A 15,499-nucleotide genomic window follows, 5' to 3' on the forward strand; every position below is an offset into this window, starting at 1 on the left:
ATTAACCGTTAAAGACTTTATTCATACTGATGCCCCTCTCTTTAGCAATAGTATATGCATCACGCATTTGTGAAAGTGCTTTTATCGTTGCTTTCACTAAGTTGTGCGGATTAGAAGAACCTTTAGATTTTGCTATAACATCTGTAACTCCAGCACTCTCTAGAACAGCACGCATAGCACCACCGGCTTTCATCCCTGTACCAGTTGCAGCTGGTTTAAGTAATACAAAAGCACCTCCGAAACGTGTTTCCATTTCATGAGGAACAGTGCCTTTCAAAATAGACACTTTTATAAGATTTTTCTTTGCTGTATCTGTTCCTTTCTGAATTGCCGCTGTAACTTCTCCAGCCTTACCTAGACCCCAACCTATAATTCCATTACCATCCCCCACAACAACAATTGCTGCGAAAGTAAAAGTACGACCACCTTTAGTAACCTTAGTTACACGATTAATTGCAACTAAATGTTCTTTCAGCTCTATATCACTATTTATTTTTACTTTATCCATTGAATATTTCATTTAGAATTTAAGCCCTTTCTCACGGGCCCCATCTGCTAGAGATTTTACCCTTCCATGATAAAGATAACCATTACGATCAAATACAACCTGCTCTATACCAATTGACAAAGCCTTTTCCGCCATAAGAGCTCCAACCTCTTTAGCCTGTTCTATCTTTGTCTTATTATCAAATCTTATAGAAGAAGCTGATACTAGAGTTTTGCCTGTAAGATCGTTAATAATCTGTGCATAAATCTGCCTATTACTACGAAAGACTGTCATTCGTGGACGTTCGGACGTTCCACTTATATTTTTACGAATACGGAATTTTATTTTAAGTCTCCTTATCTCTTTATTTGTCGCCATAACAATATTTATTAAAGTTTTATTTGGCTGCAGCAGTCTTACCAGACTTTCTGCGAATAACTTCCCCTCTGAATAAAATACCTTTGCCCTTATAAGGTTCTGGCATACGGAAAGAACGAATCTTTGCACAAATTAGGCCCAGCAATTGTTTATCGGCAGATTCTAATATTAAAAGAGGATTTTGATTGCGTTCACTCTTTGTTTCTACTTTTATCTCCTTTGGCAATTGTATAAAAATAGGATGCGTATATCCTAAGGAAAATTCTATTAAATTCCCTTGATTTGATACGCGGTAACCAACACCTATTAATTCCAAAATTTTTGTATACCCCTCACTTACACCTATTATCATATTATTTATAAGTGAGCGATATAAACCATGGAAAGCCTGTTTCTCCTTATAGTTGATAAGATTATTCTCATCAATCTCAAATCTTATCTGTGTTTTCTCTATAATTATCTTGATCGCAGGGTTTACTAATTGAGAAAGTTCTCCTTTAGGGCCTCTTACTGTAACAACATTATCTTTTAAAGCCACTGTAACACCTGACGGAATATCAATCGGTAATTTTCCTATTCTTGACATATTAAAACCTCTCTACATCAATAAACATAACAAAGAATTTCTCCCCCCACACTCTCTATACTGGCCTCCTTATTTGTCATAACTCCTTTAGACGTTGATATTACAGCAATACCAAGACCATTGATAACTCTAGGCATTTCTTTATAACCCGTATATTTACGAAGACCAGGCGTTGATACACGTTCTAGCTTTCTTATTACACTCTGCCGAGTTACCGGATCATACTTCAATGCGATTTTTATTGTTCCTTGTGGACCATCATCTATAAATCTATAGTTCAAAATGTATCCTTTTTCAAATAAAATCTTTGTTATAGACTTCTTTAAATTAGAAGAAGGAATCTCTACAATTCGATGATGAGCCAGAATTGCGTTTCTGAGCCTGGTCAGATAATCTGCGATTGGATCTGTCATAAATAAAATATAAATGTTTAATTAATCAGGACTCCCCTGACAATATTAAAATATTCTTTGAATTCACATATGACACTTAAACTACAACACTATAGAGAGACTAAGATCATACATGATAAAACTTACCAGCTAGCTTTTCTTATTCCAGGAATAAGCCCTTTGGAAGCCATTTCACGAAATTGTATACGAGAAAGACCAAACTGACGTATATATCCCTTAGGACGTCCTGTTATCTTACAACGATTATGAAGACGAATTGGATTTGCATTTTTAGGAATAGTCTGTAATTTACGAGCCGCCTCATAAGCTTCTGTCACATCATTCGTGGTCGCAATAATTCGCTTCAAAGCCATACGCTTCTCCGCATAACGAGCAACTAATTTTGCACGTTTTATCTCACGAGCTTTCATTGATTCTTTTGCCATAACATCTTAATCTTTTTTATTTTTTCTAAAGGGAAGCCCAAATGCTTTTAAAAGAGCAAATCCTTCTTCATCTGTCTTTGCTGAAGTAACGAAAGTAATATTCAGTCCTTGAATACGATCAACTTGGTCTATATTAATCTCCGGGAATATTATCTGTTCACTAATTCCTAGAGTATAATTACCTTTCCCATCAAATCGACTTGTAATTCCTTTAAAATCACGAATACGTGGCAAGGAAACTTTAATAAGTCTCTCTAAGAACTCATACATCTTTTCACGCCGCAAAGTAACCATCACTCCTATAGGCATTTTTTTACGAAGTTTAAAATTTGCAATATCCTTCTTAGAAAAGGTTGCGACAGCCTTTTGTCCCGCAATAGATGAAATTTCATTAATTGCTACATCTATAATCTTTTTATCTTGAGTAGCATCACCTAATCCTTGATTAATTACTATTTTTTTTAGGATTGGCACTTGCATCACTGAAGTATAATTAAATTGCTTCTTTAATTCTAAAGCTATAATATTCTTATATTGAACCTTTAATTGTGATGTATTCATCATTTGATCTCCTCTCCAGATTTTTTTGCAACACGTATTTTCTCCCCATTTTCGGTTTCTCTAATTGCAACACGCGTAGGTCCTCCACTTTTCGGATCTACTAAACTCAAATTTGACACATGAATAGGTGCTTCTTTCTTTACAAAACCGCCTTGAGGATTCTTGGCCGTTGGCTTTATACTTTTAGAGATTATATTTACTCCTTCCACTATTGCTCTTTCCTCAGAAACAAGTATTTTCAACACCTTATGAGGTGAGGGATATTTACCATTAGTACCCCTCTTATCCTTACTTTTTCCTGTAAGAACAAGAACCATATCTCCTTTTTTTATATGTAGTTTTCTCATATTATATCACAAACATAATTAAAGAACCTCAGAAGCTAACGATACTACTTTCATATTTACTGCACGTAGTTCACGAGCTACTGGACCAAATATTCGGCTCCCACGAATTTCGCCAGCATTATTTAATAAGACACAAGCATTATCATCAAAACGAATATAAGAACCGTCAGCACGTCGGATTTCTTTCTTTGTACGTACAATCAAGGCTTTTGAGACTACACCTTTTTTTAAATCGCTTGCAGGAATAACATTCTGAATAGCGACAACTATAATATCACCAATACTCGCATACCGACGTTTGGTCCCTCCAAGTACACGAATACACTTCGCCTCACGAGCACCACTATTATCACATACTGTAAGTCTCGATTCTGTCTGTATCATAACTATTTAGCCTTTTCTATAATTTGTATCAATCTCCATCTCTTAGTTTTACTTAAGGGACGTGTCTCCATTATTAAGACTGTATCACCAATATTCGCCAGACTACTTTCATCATGAACATGATATTTCTTTGTCTTTTGAACAAATTTACCATATATAGGATGCTGTTCTTTAAACTTAGCAGCAATAACAATAGTCTTATCCATCTTATTACTTACTACTACACCCTGTCTTAGTTTTCTTAAATTCCTTGTTTCCATCTGATCATTTTTCAAGTTCTCTTTTACGCATCTCCGTTTTCATACGTGCAATATCACGACGAGTGGTAGTTATTCGAGCAGAGTTTTCAAGAGGAGTAATATTATGTTCTAAACTCATTTTTATTAAAGCTCTCTTTTCTTCTGCAATCCTCTCAACCAGCTCTTTAGTATCAAGTATTTTAACTTCCTTATTTTTCATCACATTCAAGCATTTTTATCATAATCTCGTCTTACTATGAATTTTGTTTTAATTGGAAGTTTCTGCGCCGCAAGCCTTAATGCCTCTTTAGCTATATCAAAACTTACACCTTCAACTTCGAATAAAACCCTACCAGGTGTCACTGGGGCTACCCAACCTGCTGGATCGCCTTTACCCTTACCCATTCTCACATCAGCAGGTTTACGTGTAATTGGTTTGTCTGGAAAAATTCTAATCCATACTTGCCCCTGACGGTTCATATAACGATTTACCGCCACACGAGCAGCTTCTATCTGACGACTATCAATCCATTTAGATTCAAGAGTCTTTATTCCAAACGATCCAAAAGCTAACTGTGTACCTCTATGTGCATTACCCTTTCTTCCACGCCCATCCTGAGGTCTTCTATATCTTACCCTTTTTGGCTGTAACATGATAATCTTTTATTTCTAACGATTATTATTTCTTCTATAAACTCTCCCAGTTCTAACATTTCCATTATTAAAACGCGCATTTATCTTATCCTGAGTAAAGCCTGATGTCAAATCAATCTTTTTATAAAGTTCTCCTCTACAAATCCAGACCTTAATACCCAACAAGCCAACCTTTGTAAGAGCTTCTGTTTGACAATAATCTATATCAGCACGGAATGTATGTAATGGAGTACGTCCCTCTTTGAACATCTCTTTACGTGCTATCTCTGCACCATTGAGTCGACCTGAGATTTGAATCTTAATACCTTCTGCACCAGTACGCATAGTACTAGAAATTGCCATTTTTATTGCACGGCGGTAGGCTATCTTCCCTTCTATCTGTCGAACTATATTACTACCTACAATTGTAGCATCTAATTCCGGACGTTTAATCTCAAAAATATTGATTTGAATTTCCTTACCAAAGAGATTTTTCAACTCTTCCTTCAATTTATCAACATCTTGTCCACCTTTACCTATAACAATACCTGGACGTGCTGTACAAATTGTTATAGTTATTACCTTCAACGTACGTTCGATTATAATTCGTGAGACACTAGCTTTTTCAAGACGTTTATTCAGATATTTACGTATCTGTCTATCCTCAACTATATTCTCACCGAAGTTTTTACCACCGAACCAATTGGATTCCCAACCACGTACAATACCTAAACGGTTACTTATAGGATTAACTTTCTGTCCCATTCTATTACCTATTATTATTTACTTGTATTATCTTTTGATTCTACAAAAAGAGTGACGTGATTAGAACGTTTACGAATCCGATATCCACGTCCCTGAGGAGCAGGACGCATGCGTTTCATGGTAACACCCTCATCAACAAATATCTTAGAGATATAAAGTTCATTATCATCTGCCTTACGTTCATTCTTTGTTTCCCAATTTACAATAGCAGAGCGCAGGAGTTTCTCAACATCCTGAGCAGCAGCTTTTTTAGAAAACTTCAATATACTTAAGGCACGATTTACCTCCATCCCACGTACCATATCTACTACATATCTCATCTTACGTGGAGACGAAGGGCAATCTCTAAGTTTAGCAAAATACAGACTTCTTAGAGCCTCTTTATGAGCTTCTGCCTTTATATGTTTTCTTGCTCCCATTACTATTTAATTATATTTTCAACGAATTTTATCAAAGGTCTAACTTATTTTTTATTGTTACCAGAATGCCCTCCAAAGCGACGTGTTGGACTGAATTCACCAAGTTTATGACCTACCATATTCTCAGTAATATAAACCGGTATAAATTTATTCCCATTATGAACAGCAACTGTATGTCCTACAAAATCAGGAGAAATCATCGAAGCTCTAGCCCATGTCTTTACTACTGTTTTCTTTCCCTTCTCATTCATGATGAGAATCTTTTTTTCAAGAGAGACATTTATATAAGGACCTTTTTTTAATGAACGACTCATAATACAACTAACTCTTAATGTTTTTATTTCTTATTAGCTCTCTCTATAATATATTTATTAGAATGCTTCTTAGGAGCACGTGTCTTAAGCCCCTTAGCATACAATCCCTTGCGGGAACGAGGATGTCCTCCGGACTGACGGCCTTCACCACCACCCATAGGATGATCAACAGGGTTCATAACTACACCACGATTATGTGGACGACGGCCAAGCCAACGTGAACGACCAGCTTTTCCAGATTGCTCTAAGGCATGATCAGAGTTTCCGACACTACCTATAGTAGCCTTACAAGCAGAAAGTATTTTACGAGTCTCACCGGAAGGAAGCTTAATAACACAATAATTACCTTCGCGAGATGTCAGCTGTGCAAAATTACCTGCTGAACGTACGAGCAAAGCTCCTTGACCAGGACGCAATTCTATATTATGAATTACCGTACCAACAGGAATATTCGATAAAGGAATAGAATTACCAATCTCTGGTACAGCTTCAGTTCCAGAAAGTAACGTAGTACCAACCTCTAAGCCATTAGGAGCAATTATATAGCGTTTCTCGCCATCTGCATAGAATAATAAAGCGATTCTTGCAGAACGATTCGGATCATACTCTATAGTCTTTACCACTGCAGGAATACCATCTTTTTCTCGTTTGAAGTCAATAATACGAAACTTTTTCTTATGTCCACCTCCCATATAGCGGACTGTCATCTTACCTGTATTATTTCGACCACCAGTAGATTTTTTACCATAAACAAGAGACTTCTCAGGTACTTTTGCAGTAATATCCTCGAACATACCTATGATTTTATGTCTCTGTCCAGGTGTAACTGGTTTTAATTTACGTACTGCCATATCTCACTTAAATATTGCTATAAAAATCTATAATATCACCATTCTTCAATGTCACTATAACTTTTTTAAAAGCATTCTTTTTACCCTTTATAAGACCAGCTCTCGTATAACGTGACTGACGCTTACCAGAATAATTAATAGTATTTACATCGATTACGGTAACCTCATATAGGCTTTCTATTTCTCTCTTTATATCAAATTTATTAGCCTCTGGCTTAACTATAAAGCCATATTTCGGTCTAGCTAATTTCGTATAGGTATAGATCTTCTTTTCTTTCCGTATACTACCTTCCTTAAAGTTTTTCTTCCTAACAACATAGCTACGAGTTTCAGAGATTGCATTATTAGCCTCCCCTATCTTCTTGCTACACGTAATTATCTTCTTATCTTCAGAAGACTTTTCCGTTATTTTGGTCATCTTTTCAGTGACCAATGATTTTATTATAAATCCCATAATTATAGCTTCCTCTATTTATCTAAGATTTCTTCAATTCTCATCAAAGATTTCTCCGTTACAACGAGTACATCAGCATTCAACACTTTATATGAATTAGTCTGACTAGCAGTTGTAACATCAGCCTTTCTCAGATTACGAGCTGACAAATATACATTTTTTCTAACTTCAGGCAATATTAAAAGAACCTTTTCACCATCGATCTTCAAGTCTTTGACAACATTTATAAACTCCTTTGTTCTAGGAGCCTCAAAATCAAAATCTTCAACAACAATGATAGCTTGCTCCTGTGCCTTATAAGAGAGTGCAGACTTACGTGCTAGAGACCTTACTTTCTTATTTAGCTTAAAGCTATAATCACGTGGTTTAGGACCAAAAACTCGACCTCCACCAACAAGAACTGGTGAATTTATATCACCACGTCTAGCTCCTCCACCGCCTTTCTGACGACCTAATTTACGAGTAGAGCCAGAGTGTTCACTTCTTTCCTTAGTTTTACTTGTTCCCTGGCGCTGGGCGGCTAAGTATCGCTTTACATCAAGGTAGATAACATGATCATTTGGTTCAATCCCAAAGATATTTTCATTAAGAGTCACCTTACGACCAGTTTCTCGACCTTTAATATCTAATATATTAATATCCATTTATTTATTAATTATAAGAGTTGAACCAACACATCCGGCAACACTACCTTTTACAAGAAGTAGATTGTGCTCCGGAATTATCTTTAATACTTGGAGATTTTGAGTAGTTACTCTATCTCCGCCCATTTGGCCGCCCATTCGCATGCCTTTGAAAACCTTAGCAGGGTAAGAGCATGCACCAATAGAACCTGGCTTACGTGCACGGTCATCCTGTCCATGCGTTGACTGTCCAACACCTCCGAAACCATGACGTTTTACTACACCTTGAAATCCTTTACCTTTTGAAGTACCAACTACATCAACAAACTTGGTATCATTAAAGAGTTCTACGGTTATTGTATCACCTAGGTTATAATCCTCATTAAAACTGAACTCAGCCAAGTGTCTCTTTGGTGTTGTACCGGCTTTCTTAAAGTGTCCTTGTAAAGGTTTAGAAGTGTTCTTTTCCTTCACTTCGCCAAAACCTAACTGAACAGCCTTATAACCATCTTTTTCCTCTGTCTTCACCTGAGTTACAACACAAGGACCAGCTTCGATAACAGTGCACGGTAGATTCTTACCGTCGGCACTGAAAATAGATGTCATTCCTATTTTCTTTCCTAATAATCCTGGCATTTCAATTAATATTTAAAATGAATGAAGTTTATACTTATTATTAAACTTTAATCTCAACTTCTACGCCTGAAGGTAGTTCTAGTCTCATCAGAGCATCTACAGTCTTTGGAGTTGAACTATAGATGTCTATTAGCCGCTTGAAACTAGAAAGCTGGAATTGTTCACGGGCTTTCTTATTTACAAACGTAGAACGGTTCACTGTGTAGATTCGTTTATGGGTTGGCAATGGGATAGGCCCACTAACAATTGCCCCCGTAGTCTTAACAGCTTTAACTATCTTCTCTGCCGATTTATCAACTAATTGATAATCGTAAGATTTTAGCTTAATACGAATTTTCTGACTCATAGTCTTTTGTTTTTATTATTACAAATGAAGATGCATCCTCATAAGAGTCATACGCTATAAGGAATGCATCCTCTTATTAATTATTTTAATAATTCCGAATGTCCATTTAATTCATCAAGAATAGTCTTAGCGAGTGCGTTGGACACCGGAGAATGATGATCATACTCCATAGAAGACGTTGCACGGCCAGAGGTTATCGTTCTCAGAGTCGTTACATATCCAAACATCTCCGACAGCGGGACCATTGCCTTAACGATACGGGCACCACTACGAGCTTCATCCATTCCTTGTACAAGTCCGCGACGCTTATTAAGGTCACCTATTACATCACCCATATTTTCTTCAGGAGTAACGACTTCCACTTTCATTATGGGTTCCATGAGAACTGGAGTAGCCATTGGGCAAAGCTTCTTGAATGCTTGATGAGCTACAAGCTCGAAAGACAACTGATCTGAGTCTACCGGATGGAAAGAGCCATCAGTCAACGTTACCTTCATACCTGTCAGCGGAAAACCTCCAAGAACACCATTAGACAAACAATCCTTGAATCCTTTTTCAACAGCAGGTATAAATTCCTTAGGAATATTACCACCCTTAACCACGTTGACAAATTGAAGGTCACCTTCCGTGTAGTCCTCGTCTTTAGGTTCTATAGTAACGTCTATACAAGCAAACTTACCACGACCACCAGACTGTTTCTTATAAGTTTCACGACTCTGTGCCGACTTCGTAATGGCTTCCTTATAGTTAACCTGTGGTTTACCTTGATTACATTCAACCTTAAACTCTCGTTTCAAACGGTCGATGATAATATCCAGATGTAACTCACCCATTCCCGAGATGATTGTTTGCCCACTCTGTTCATCAGTACGTACTGTAAAAGTGGGGTCTTCCTCAGCAAGTTTTGCAAGACCGTTATCCAGTTTCGTTATATCAGCTTGACTCTTCGGTTCAACAGCAATAGAAATCACCGTATCAGGGAAAGTCATAGACTCCAATACTATTGGCTTATTCTCATCACAAAGAGTATCGCCCGTACGGATATCCTTAAAACCTACACCAGCGCCAATATCTCCTGCATCAATAGATTCCATTGGAATCTCTTTGTTCGAGTTCATTTGGAATAAACGACTTATACGTTCTTTTTTACCCGAACGAGGATTATAAACATAAGAGCCTGCTACGACCTTACCTGAATAGACTCTAAAGAATACCAAACGTCCCATAAATGGGTCAGTAGCAATCTTAAACGCCAGAGCCGAGGTAGGTTCATTTTCAGACGGTTTACGATCTTCCTCTTCGTCAGTATCAGGATTCGTTCCAACAATAGCTTGTGTATCGAGTGGTGAGGGCAAGAAAGCACAGGTGTAATCAAGCAGTGGCTGAACACCTTTATTCTTATAGGAGGAACCTAAAAGCATCGGACAGCATTCCATTGCAATACACCCCTTACGGACAGCCGCAATAATCTTTTCCTGGGGAATATCCTTTCCATCAAGATAGAGCTCCATAACTTCATCATCAAAGTTAGCAGCCGACTCCAGTAGTTTATCACGCCATTCATTAGCCTCATCAACCAATTCGGCAGGAATATCTTCAACATCATACTCCGCCCCCATAGTTTCATCATGCCAAAGAATTGCTTTCATCTTTATGAGGTCAACAACCCCTTTGAAGTTTTCTTCTGCTCCGATAGGAATCTGGATAGCAACAGGATTAGCTCCTAATACATCTTTCATCTGACGAACAGTCTCATAAAAGTCTGCACCGGAACGGTCCATCTTATTCACATAACCTATTCTTGGAACATTATATTTATCTGCTTGGCGCCACACTGTCTCCGACTGAGGTTGAACTCCATCAGCCGCAGAATAGGTTGCAATAGCTCCATCAAGCACACGCAAAGAGCGTTCAACCTCCGCAGTAAAGTCTACGTGTCCCGGAGTATCTATGAGGTTAATCTTGAAAGACTTCCCATCGTAGTTCCAATTACAGGTAGTTGCAGCCGATGTGATTGTTATACCGCGTTCTTGCTCCTGGGCCATCCAGTCCATTGTCGCAGCACCATCGTGTACTTCACCAATCTTGTGCGTCTTACCAGTATAGAACAAAATGCGTTCAGATGTCGTTGTCTTACCGGCATCAATATGGGCCATAATACCGATATTGCGGGTCAAATGTAAATCGCGATTTGCCATTTTCTTTTTTCCTTGTCTATGATATTAAAAGCCCTGTTTAAAATCTAAAATGAGCAAACGCACGGTTAGCCTCAGCCATACGGTGCATATCTTCTTTACGCTTGAAAGCGCCGCCTTGACTATTGAAAGCATCCATAATTTCAGAAGCCAGCTTCTCGGCCATGCTCTTTCCTCCACGTTTACGTGCGAATGCTATCATATTCTTCATCGACACGCTCTCTTTACGTTCTGGGCGAATCTCTGTCGGAACCTGGAATGTTGCTCCGCCAATACGACGACTTTTCACTTCAACCTGAGGAGTTATATTATCAAGAGCCTCTTTCCAAATCTCCAGAGGAGATTTTTCCTGGTCTTTTGCTTTCTCACTCACGATATCGAGTGCGGAATAGAATATCTCATAAGATATATTCTTCTTCCCATCATACATTAGATGATTTACAAACTTCGACACTCTTTGGTCGTTAAACTTGGGATCCGGGAGGATCACACGTTTCTTTGGTTTTGCTTTTCTCATTTTTAATATTAAAGCTTTTATTCTGCGGAGGCTGTCGTTTAACTTCGTTCTTCAACGCTCACTCTTGTCGTTTACTCAACCTATGGTTAACAATACTCCAGCAAAACTTATTTATTTCTTTGTTATACTCCTATATTCATCAGCCATCCCCGACTATTGAACTTGGAGTTTTGAAGTTCTGGTTTTTGTTTCCTCAGTGTTATAAGGTCTAAAAGGGGCGAACTTCAATTATGCTTATTTTTTAGCCTTAGGACGTTTAGCTCCGTATTTTGAGCGGCGTTGAGTACGGTTAGCAACTCCTGCCGTATCGAGAGTGCCGCGAACAATGTGATAGCGAACACCCGGGAGGTCCTTAACACGACCACCACGAACTAAAACTATACTGTGTTCTTGCAAATTGTGGCCTTCTCCTGGAATATAAGAGTTAACCTCTTTTTGATTTGTCAAACGAACACGGGCAACTTTTCGCATTGCCGAATTAGGCTTCTTAGGAGTTGTTGTGTAAACACGGACACAAACGCCACGACGCTGAGGACAATTATCCAAAGCCGGCGACTTGCTCTTTCCAACAATCACCTTTCTACCTTTTCTTACTAATTGTGAAATAGTAGGCATGATTCTTTATTTTATTTTTTATTCGTATTTGTCTTGTCAGAGATGGATTGAATGCATCGCTTTGAAAACTAGCCCAATTCAAACCATATTCGGGCCGCAAAAATACAAACATTATTCTGTAACCAACAACATGGCTTATTTATGAAGGTTCTATCTACACATCTTTTAACAATAGATAACTTATAAATACTCTTCCAGGTGTAACTTTCCAGGATTGAGGAGGGGACGGAAAGGTGTTTTTTCCGGATGTTAGACAAGAAAAGGCGCAAGCCTTACTTTGCATTGCATGCTTGCGCCTTTAGTTGATTAGTTTACCTTCCAAAGACCTTAATCGTAAGGAGGTACAGGATGTCTAGGGCTTCTTCTTTTTCTTATCGTCGCCTTTCCACTCTTCCCACCAGATTTGTTCGCTCACCATTGAGCGGGTAGACACCTTTCCGCTGGCAGTGCGACCGGTTTCGGGAATGAAGCGCACACGAACATTTTCGATATGTGCTGCTGTCACATCTTCGGCCTTGTCCATTCCCTTGCCTTTTGCGGCTATGGTGTAGTAGAATGTGCCAATGCCCTCGAGCTTAACGGTGCGTCCCTCTTTCATGAAACTACTCAACACCTTACCCAGGTTTTTCAACACGGCGTAGGTATCTCCCCGGCTTACGGTCGAGATTTCAGCCAACTCGTCGGCTACTTCGTCTGTCGTAGCCGGCCTTCCAACAATAACGGCTTGTGGATACCACTTGCCGTTGATTTTCTTCAGAACTTTCTTAAAGAATGCCATAATCGATACATTTAAAAAATTAATAACTATTCGTTCTATATAGGTAATGATTCCTATAGTCTATTGTCGTACAGAATCACCCCGGAGGTGATATAGGATCAGTCCGGGACTGATGTAGGATCGGTATGCTACTGATGTAGGATCAGTTCGGTACTGATGTATCATCATCTTGGAGCGATGATTTTATTCATCCCAAACCGATGTTCTTTTATAACCTATTTCCTCCGTTTCCTCTTCATCTTCGAAAATATCTTGCTTGGCATCTCCGCCGCCACCGGCCGAGCCGCCACCTATGGGCAGAGATATGGTTTCGAGCAACGACTCCGTTTCAAGGAGAGTTATTTCAATACGCGGCGAGATGTATGTTTTCTTTTCCATCATTGATTGTTGCTTTAGTGTGAATCAGAACTTATAGAACTTCTTGCCGTTCTTGATATATATTTCTCCACTCTTAAGAGCGTCGACATCCGTACCGAGCAGCTTGCCGTCGAGCGAATAAATCTTGCCGTCGCCCTTTTCGATGTCCTCTTCTGCATTATCAATTCCGGTTGTTTCGTTTTCGTCGTCGAGCACGATAGCGAATCCCTTAGCGGGCGTCGGACTGGTAGAGCGAATATAAGCCCTAAACGAATGCACAGTTCCGTTCGGATTATCCGTCTTAATCGGTTTCCACGTATTACTCTCTAGATTATAATATCCACCTGCAGCCGCCGTGGCATTATCGATATTTACAGTCGTCCCACCAAAGAATATCGTACCATCAGCCGTTGCCGGAACCTCGATTGTAGGTGGAGTAACCGGCACTTGAACGTTCATTTCAGTACCGAACGTATGCGTTCCGCCATCAGTTGTACGGACAAGATATGGTTTATTAGCCTCCAATTCTGTACCTCCATCGCCAATAGATACAAAACGAAAGTATGAACCACCACCAGTTTTTGCTGTTAATTCATAAGCACGCATCCCATTGGGAAGAGTTGCCGGATAAGGCAGACAAAGAGTATAATAACGTGGGCTCCCCCATGAATTACCATAAAAAGAACGCCCTGAATAAGTAGCTTTAGTTGCCAAGAATGGGTGTTGAATAGGATAATCGCACCAAGTACTAGAGTAGTTATCATAAACAACGAAATTATCACAAGTATTGCCTATAACAAAGTTTTCTTGTCCAGATTCGGCTATGCTAGAGCCTCCTGAAAGATACACCATAGTAAAAGGTTCGATTCCTCCAAAAATATTATATCCACTATATTCTCGTGTCAAAGTTGTGATTAATGGTGGTAGGCCGGCCATGTCTATATATTTGAGATTTCTAGACATTCCAAAAATATTTCCTACTTCAAAATTTATATTTGGATTGTCCTCGAACTTTATTATATCAAGCCCTGTATTTATGAATGCAAAGTTTTTTACAGTTCTAACACTACTTGGAATAATTAGGGTTCCTCTAAGATTATAACAATCCTGAAAGACTTGCCCTTCAATCGTTGTAAGGCTGTTAGGGAGCACCATAGGTCCTCTAAGAGCATAGCAATAACAAAAGATTCCATTTTTAAGTGTCGTTAGATTGTTTGGTAAAGTCACAGGCCCTGTAAGAGAACTACACATGTAAAAAGCATTTTCTCCAATAGTTGTTACACTATTTGGTATTACTAAAGCACCTGTTAATCCTTCACAGTATTCAAAAGCACCTCTTTCAATTGTCGTAATACCATTAGATAAATTCAAACTCGTTAATGACCTACATCCTAAAAAAGCATCCTCACCAATTGTTGTTACATTACTAGGAATAGTCAAAGTTCCCGTAAAATTGCAATAAGTAAATACTTGCTTCCCGATTTCTGTAATACTACTAGGTATAATTAATGAGCCTGTAAAATTAGCCCCCCAAAAAGCCATATCTGCTATAGTAGTAACACTATTGGGTATAACTAATGATCCAGTTAAGCCAGTGCATTGAGAAAAGGCGGTTCGCCCTATTGTTTTAACACTGTTGGGAATAAAAAGCTGACCTATTAAATTTGACTTTGACATAAAAGCTCCGTCTCCAATTGTAGTCACAGGATAGCTTATACTTCCAATAACTATCGCATTAGGAATATTAATTGGGCCAGTGAATGGGCTTTGTTGAGTTGTACCTGTAATAGTAGCCTCTAATCCATTAATTTGATATGTCCATTCAAGTCCGTTAGCTGTGTAAGTTCCCGACTGTGCTTGGATACCTATTGCAAGAGTCAGGAAGAAGATGATGAGATAGATTTTTTTCATTTGAATTACTTGTTATTTGTGATTAGAAACGAATATAAAATTCATCCTTACGCCGGGTTAAATAGCCCAGCGGAAAGGACATAAAAAGTGGCACGAAGAATCCTTTAGGAATCCCCGCGTTTATTGGGTTTACAGCACACTTCGCGCGCGCGTAAGATAAAGTAAAAAATGTATTATTAGAGGCTAGGTGCCAATGTGTGTGTGTGTGTGTGTGTGTGTGTGTGTGTGTGTGTGTGTGTGTGTGTGTGTGTGTGTGTGTGTAGTA

25 protein-coding genes are annotated in these 15,499 nt (G+C 38.6%); all 25 read right to left on the reverse strand.

Annotated elements, in window-relative coordinates; genetic code table 11:
• Position 1: 1 nt before the first annotated feature.
• Positions 2–508 (reverse strand): 30S ribosomal protein S5, encoded by a 507-nt coding sequence (rpsE, locus tag HMPREF9140_RS08495; protein WP_006953308.1) that lies wholly within the window; start codon positions 506–508, stop codon positions 2–4.
• Between the two features lie 12 nt (positions 509–520).
• The gene (gene rplR / locus HMPREF9140_RS08500) at positions 521–865 is read right to left on the reverse strand and encodes a 50S ribosomal protein L18 (protein WP_006953309.1); all 345 of its coding nucleotides are present in this window, start codon (positions 863–865) and stop codon (positions 521–523) included.
• Between the two features lie 19 nt (positions 866–884).
• A complete protein-coding gene (gene rplF, locus HMPREF9140_RS08505; protein WP_006953310.1) occupies positions 885–1,451 on the reverse strand; it encodes a 50S ribosomal protein L6 in 567 nt (188 codons plus the stop codon).
• A gap of 17 nt (positions 1,452–1,468) precedes the next feature.
• A complete protein-coding gene (rpsH, locus tag HMPREF9140_RS08510; RefSeq protein WP_006953311.1) occupies positions 1,469–1,864 on the reverse strand; it encodes a 30S ribosomal protein S8 in 396 nt (131 codons plus the stop codon).
• A 122-nt stretch (positions 1,865–1,986) separates the two neighbouring features.
• The gene (gene rpsN, locus HMPREF9140_RS08515) at positions 1,987–2,289 is read right to left on the reverse strand and encodes a 30S ribosomal protein S14 (protein ID WP_006953312.1); all 303 of its coding nucleotides are present in this window, start codon (positions 2,287–2,289) and stop codon (positions 1,987–1,989) included.
• A gap of 6 nt (positions 2,290–2,295) precedes the next feature.
• The gene (gene rplE, locus HMPREF9140_RS08520) at positions 2,296–2,850 is read right to left on the reverse strand and encodes a 50S ribosomal protein L5 (protein WP_025073407.1); all 555 of its coding nucleotides are present in this window, start codon (positions 2,848–2,850) and stop codon (positions 2,296–2,298) included.
• Positions 2,850–3,197: a 50S ribosomal protein L24 gene (rplX, locus tag HMPREF9140_RS08525; RefSeq protein ID WP_018572027.1), complete on the reverse strand. Its 348-nt coding sequence runs from the start codon at positions 3,195–3,197 to the stop codon at positions 2,850–2,852. Before rplX ends, rplE begins: the two co-directional genes overlap by 1 nt.
• An 18-nt stretch (positions 3,198–3,215) precedes the next feature.
• Complete coding sequence (rplN, locus tag HMPREF9140_RS08530; RefSeq protein ID WP_006953315.1) at positions 3,216–3,581, reverse strand: 50S ribosomal protein L14; 366 nt, start codon at positions 3,579–3,581, stop codon at positions 3,216–3,218.
• Between the two features lie 2 nt (positions 3,582–3,583).
• Positions 3,584–3,841, reverse strand: coding sequence for a 30S ribosomal protein S17 (gene rpsQ, locus HMPREF9140_RS08535; RefSeq protein WP_006953316.1), 258 nt, complete (start codon positions 3,839–3,841; stop codon positions 3,584–3,586).
• Between the two features lie 4 nt (positions 3,842–3,845).
• The gene (gene rpmC, locus HMPREF9140_RS08540; protein ID WP_006953317.1) at positions 3,846–4,040 is read right to left on the reverse strand and encodes a 50S ribosomal protein L29; all 195 of its coding nucleotides are present in this window, start codon (positions 4,038–4,040) and stop codon (positions 3,846–3,848) included.
• A gap of 5 nt (positions 4,041–4,045) precedes the next feature.
• Positions 4,046–4,474 (reverse strand): 50S ribosomal protein L16, encoded by a 429-nt coding sequence (gene rplP, locus HMPREF9140_RS08545; protein WP_006953318.1) that lies wholly within the window; start codon positions 4,472–4,474, stop codon positions 4,046–4,048.
• Between the two features lie 15 nt (positions 4,475–4,489).
• A complete protein-coding gene (gene rpsC / locus HMPREF9140_RS08550; RefSeq protein WP_006953319.1) occupies positions 4,490–5,218 on the reverse strand; it encodes a 30S ribosomal protein S3 in 729 nt (242 codons plus the stop codon).
• A 14-nt stretch (positions 5,219–5,232) separates the two neighbouring features.
• Positions 5,233–5,637, reverse strand: a complete 405-nt coding sequence (rplV, locus tag HMPREF9140_RS08555) for a 50S ribosomal protein L22 (RefSeq protein WP_006953320.1) — start codon at positions 5,635–5,637, stop codon at positions 5,233–5,235.
• A 44-nt stretch (positions 5,638–5,681) separates the two neighbouring features.
• Positions 5,682–5,951, reverse strand: coding sequence for a 30S ribosomal protein S19 (gene rpsS / locus HMPREF9140_RS08560; protein ID WP_006953321.1), 270 nt, complete (start codon positions 5,949–5,951; stop codon positions 5,682–5,684).
• A 23-nt stretch (positions 5,952–5,974) separates the two neighbouring features.
• A complete protein-coding gene (gene rplB / locus HMPREF9140_RS08565; RefSeq protein ID WP_006953322.1) occupies positions 5,975–6,802 on the reverse strand; it encodes a 50S ribosomal protein L2 in 828 nt (275 codons plus the stop codon).
• Positions 6,803–6,809: 7 nt separating this feature from the next.
• Positions 6,810–7,256: a 50S ribosomal protein L23 gene (rplW, locus tag HMPREF9140_RS08570; protein WP_006953323.1), complete on the reverse strand. Its 447-nt coding sequence runs from the start codon at positions 7,254–7,256 to the stop codon at positions 6,810–6,812.
• 14 nt (positions 7,257–7,270) lie between these two features.
• A complete protein-coding gene (rplD, locus tag HMPREF9140_RS08575) occupies positions 7,271–7,900 on the reverse strand; it encodes a 50S ribosomal protein L4 (RefSeq protein WP_006953324.1) in 630 nt (209 codons plus the stop codon).
• The gene (gene rplC, locus HMPREF9140_RS08580; protein ID WP_006953325.1) at positions 7,901–8,515 is read right to left on the reverse strand and encodes a 50S ribosomal protein L3; all 615 of its coding nucleotides are present in this window, start codon (positions 8,513–8,515) and stop codon (positions 7,901–7,903) included. It lies immediately after the preceding gene.
• Between the two features lie 40 nt (positions 8,516–8,555).
• Positions 8,556–8,861, reverse strand: coding sequence for a 30S ribosomal protein S10 (gene rpsJ, locus HMPREF9140_RS08585; protein ID WP_006953326.1), 306 nt, complete (start codon positions 8,859–8,861; stop codon positions 8,556–8,558).
• Between the two features lie 80 nt (positions 8,862–8,941).
• Positions 8,942–11,059, reverse strand: a complete 2,118-nt coding sequence (gene fusA, locus HMPREF9140_RS08590) for an elongation factor G (protein WP_006953327.1) — start codon at positions 11,057–11,059, stop codon at positions 8,942–8,944.
• A 37-nt stretch (positions 11,060–11,096) separates the two neighbouring features.
• Positions 11,097–11,573 carry a 30S ribosomal protein S7 gene (gene rpsG / locus HMPREF9140_RS08595; RefSeq protein ID WP_006953328.1) on the reverse strand — a complete coding sequence of 159 codons (477 nt, stop codon included), beginning with the start codon at positions 11,571–11,573 and terminating at the stop codon, positions 11,097–11,099.
• A 234-nt stretch (positions 11,574–11,807) separates the two neighbouring features.
• Positions 11,808–12,188 carry a 30S ribosomal protein S12 gene (gene rpsL, locus HMPREF9140_RS08600; RefSeq protein ID WP_006953329.1) on the reverse strand — a complete coding sequence of 127 codons (381 nt, stop codon included), beginning with the start codon at positions 12,186–12,188 and terminating at the stop codon, positions 11,808–11,810.
• A 352-nt stretch (positions 12,189–12,540) separates the two neighbouring features.
• The gene (locus HMPREF9140_RS08605; protein WP_006953331.1) at positions 12,541–12,966 is read right to left on the reverse strand and encodes an HU family DNA-binding protein; all 426 of its coding nucleotides are present in this window, start codon (positions 12,964–12,966) and stop codon (positions 12,541–12,543) included.
• Between the two features lie 183 nt (positions 12,967–13,149).
• A complete protein-coding gene (locus HMPREF9140_RS08610; protein WP_006953333.1) occupies positions 13,150–13,347 on the reverse strand; it encodes a hypothetical protein in 198 nt (65 codons plus the stop codon).
• Positions 13,348–13,368: 21 nt separating this feature from the next.
• Positions 13,369–15,234: a leucine-rich repeat domain-containing protein gene (locus HMPREF9140_RS08615; protein WP_006953335.1), complete on the reverse strand. Its 1,866-nt coding sequence runs from the start codon at positions 15,232–15,234 to the stop codon at positions 13,369–13,371.
• Between the last annotated feature and the right edge of the window lie 265 nt (positions 15,235–15,499).

Source organism: Prevotella micans F0438 (genome assembly GCF_000243035.1).
In the GTDB taxonomy this organism is placed as follows: Bacteria; Bacteroidota; Bacteroidia; order Bacteroidales; family Bacteroidaceae; genus Prevotella; species Prevotella micans.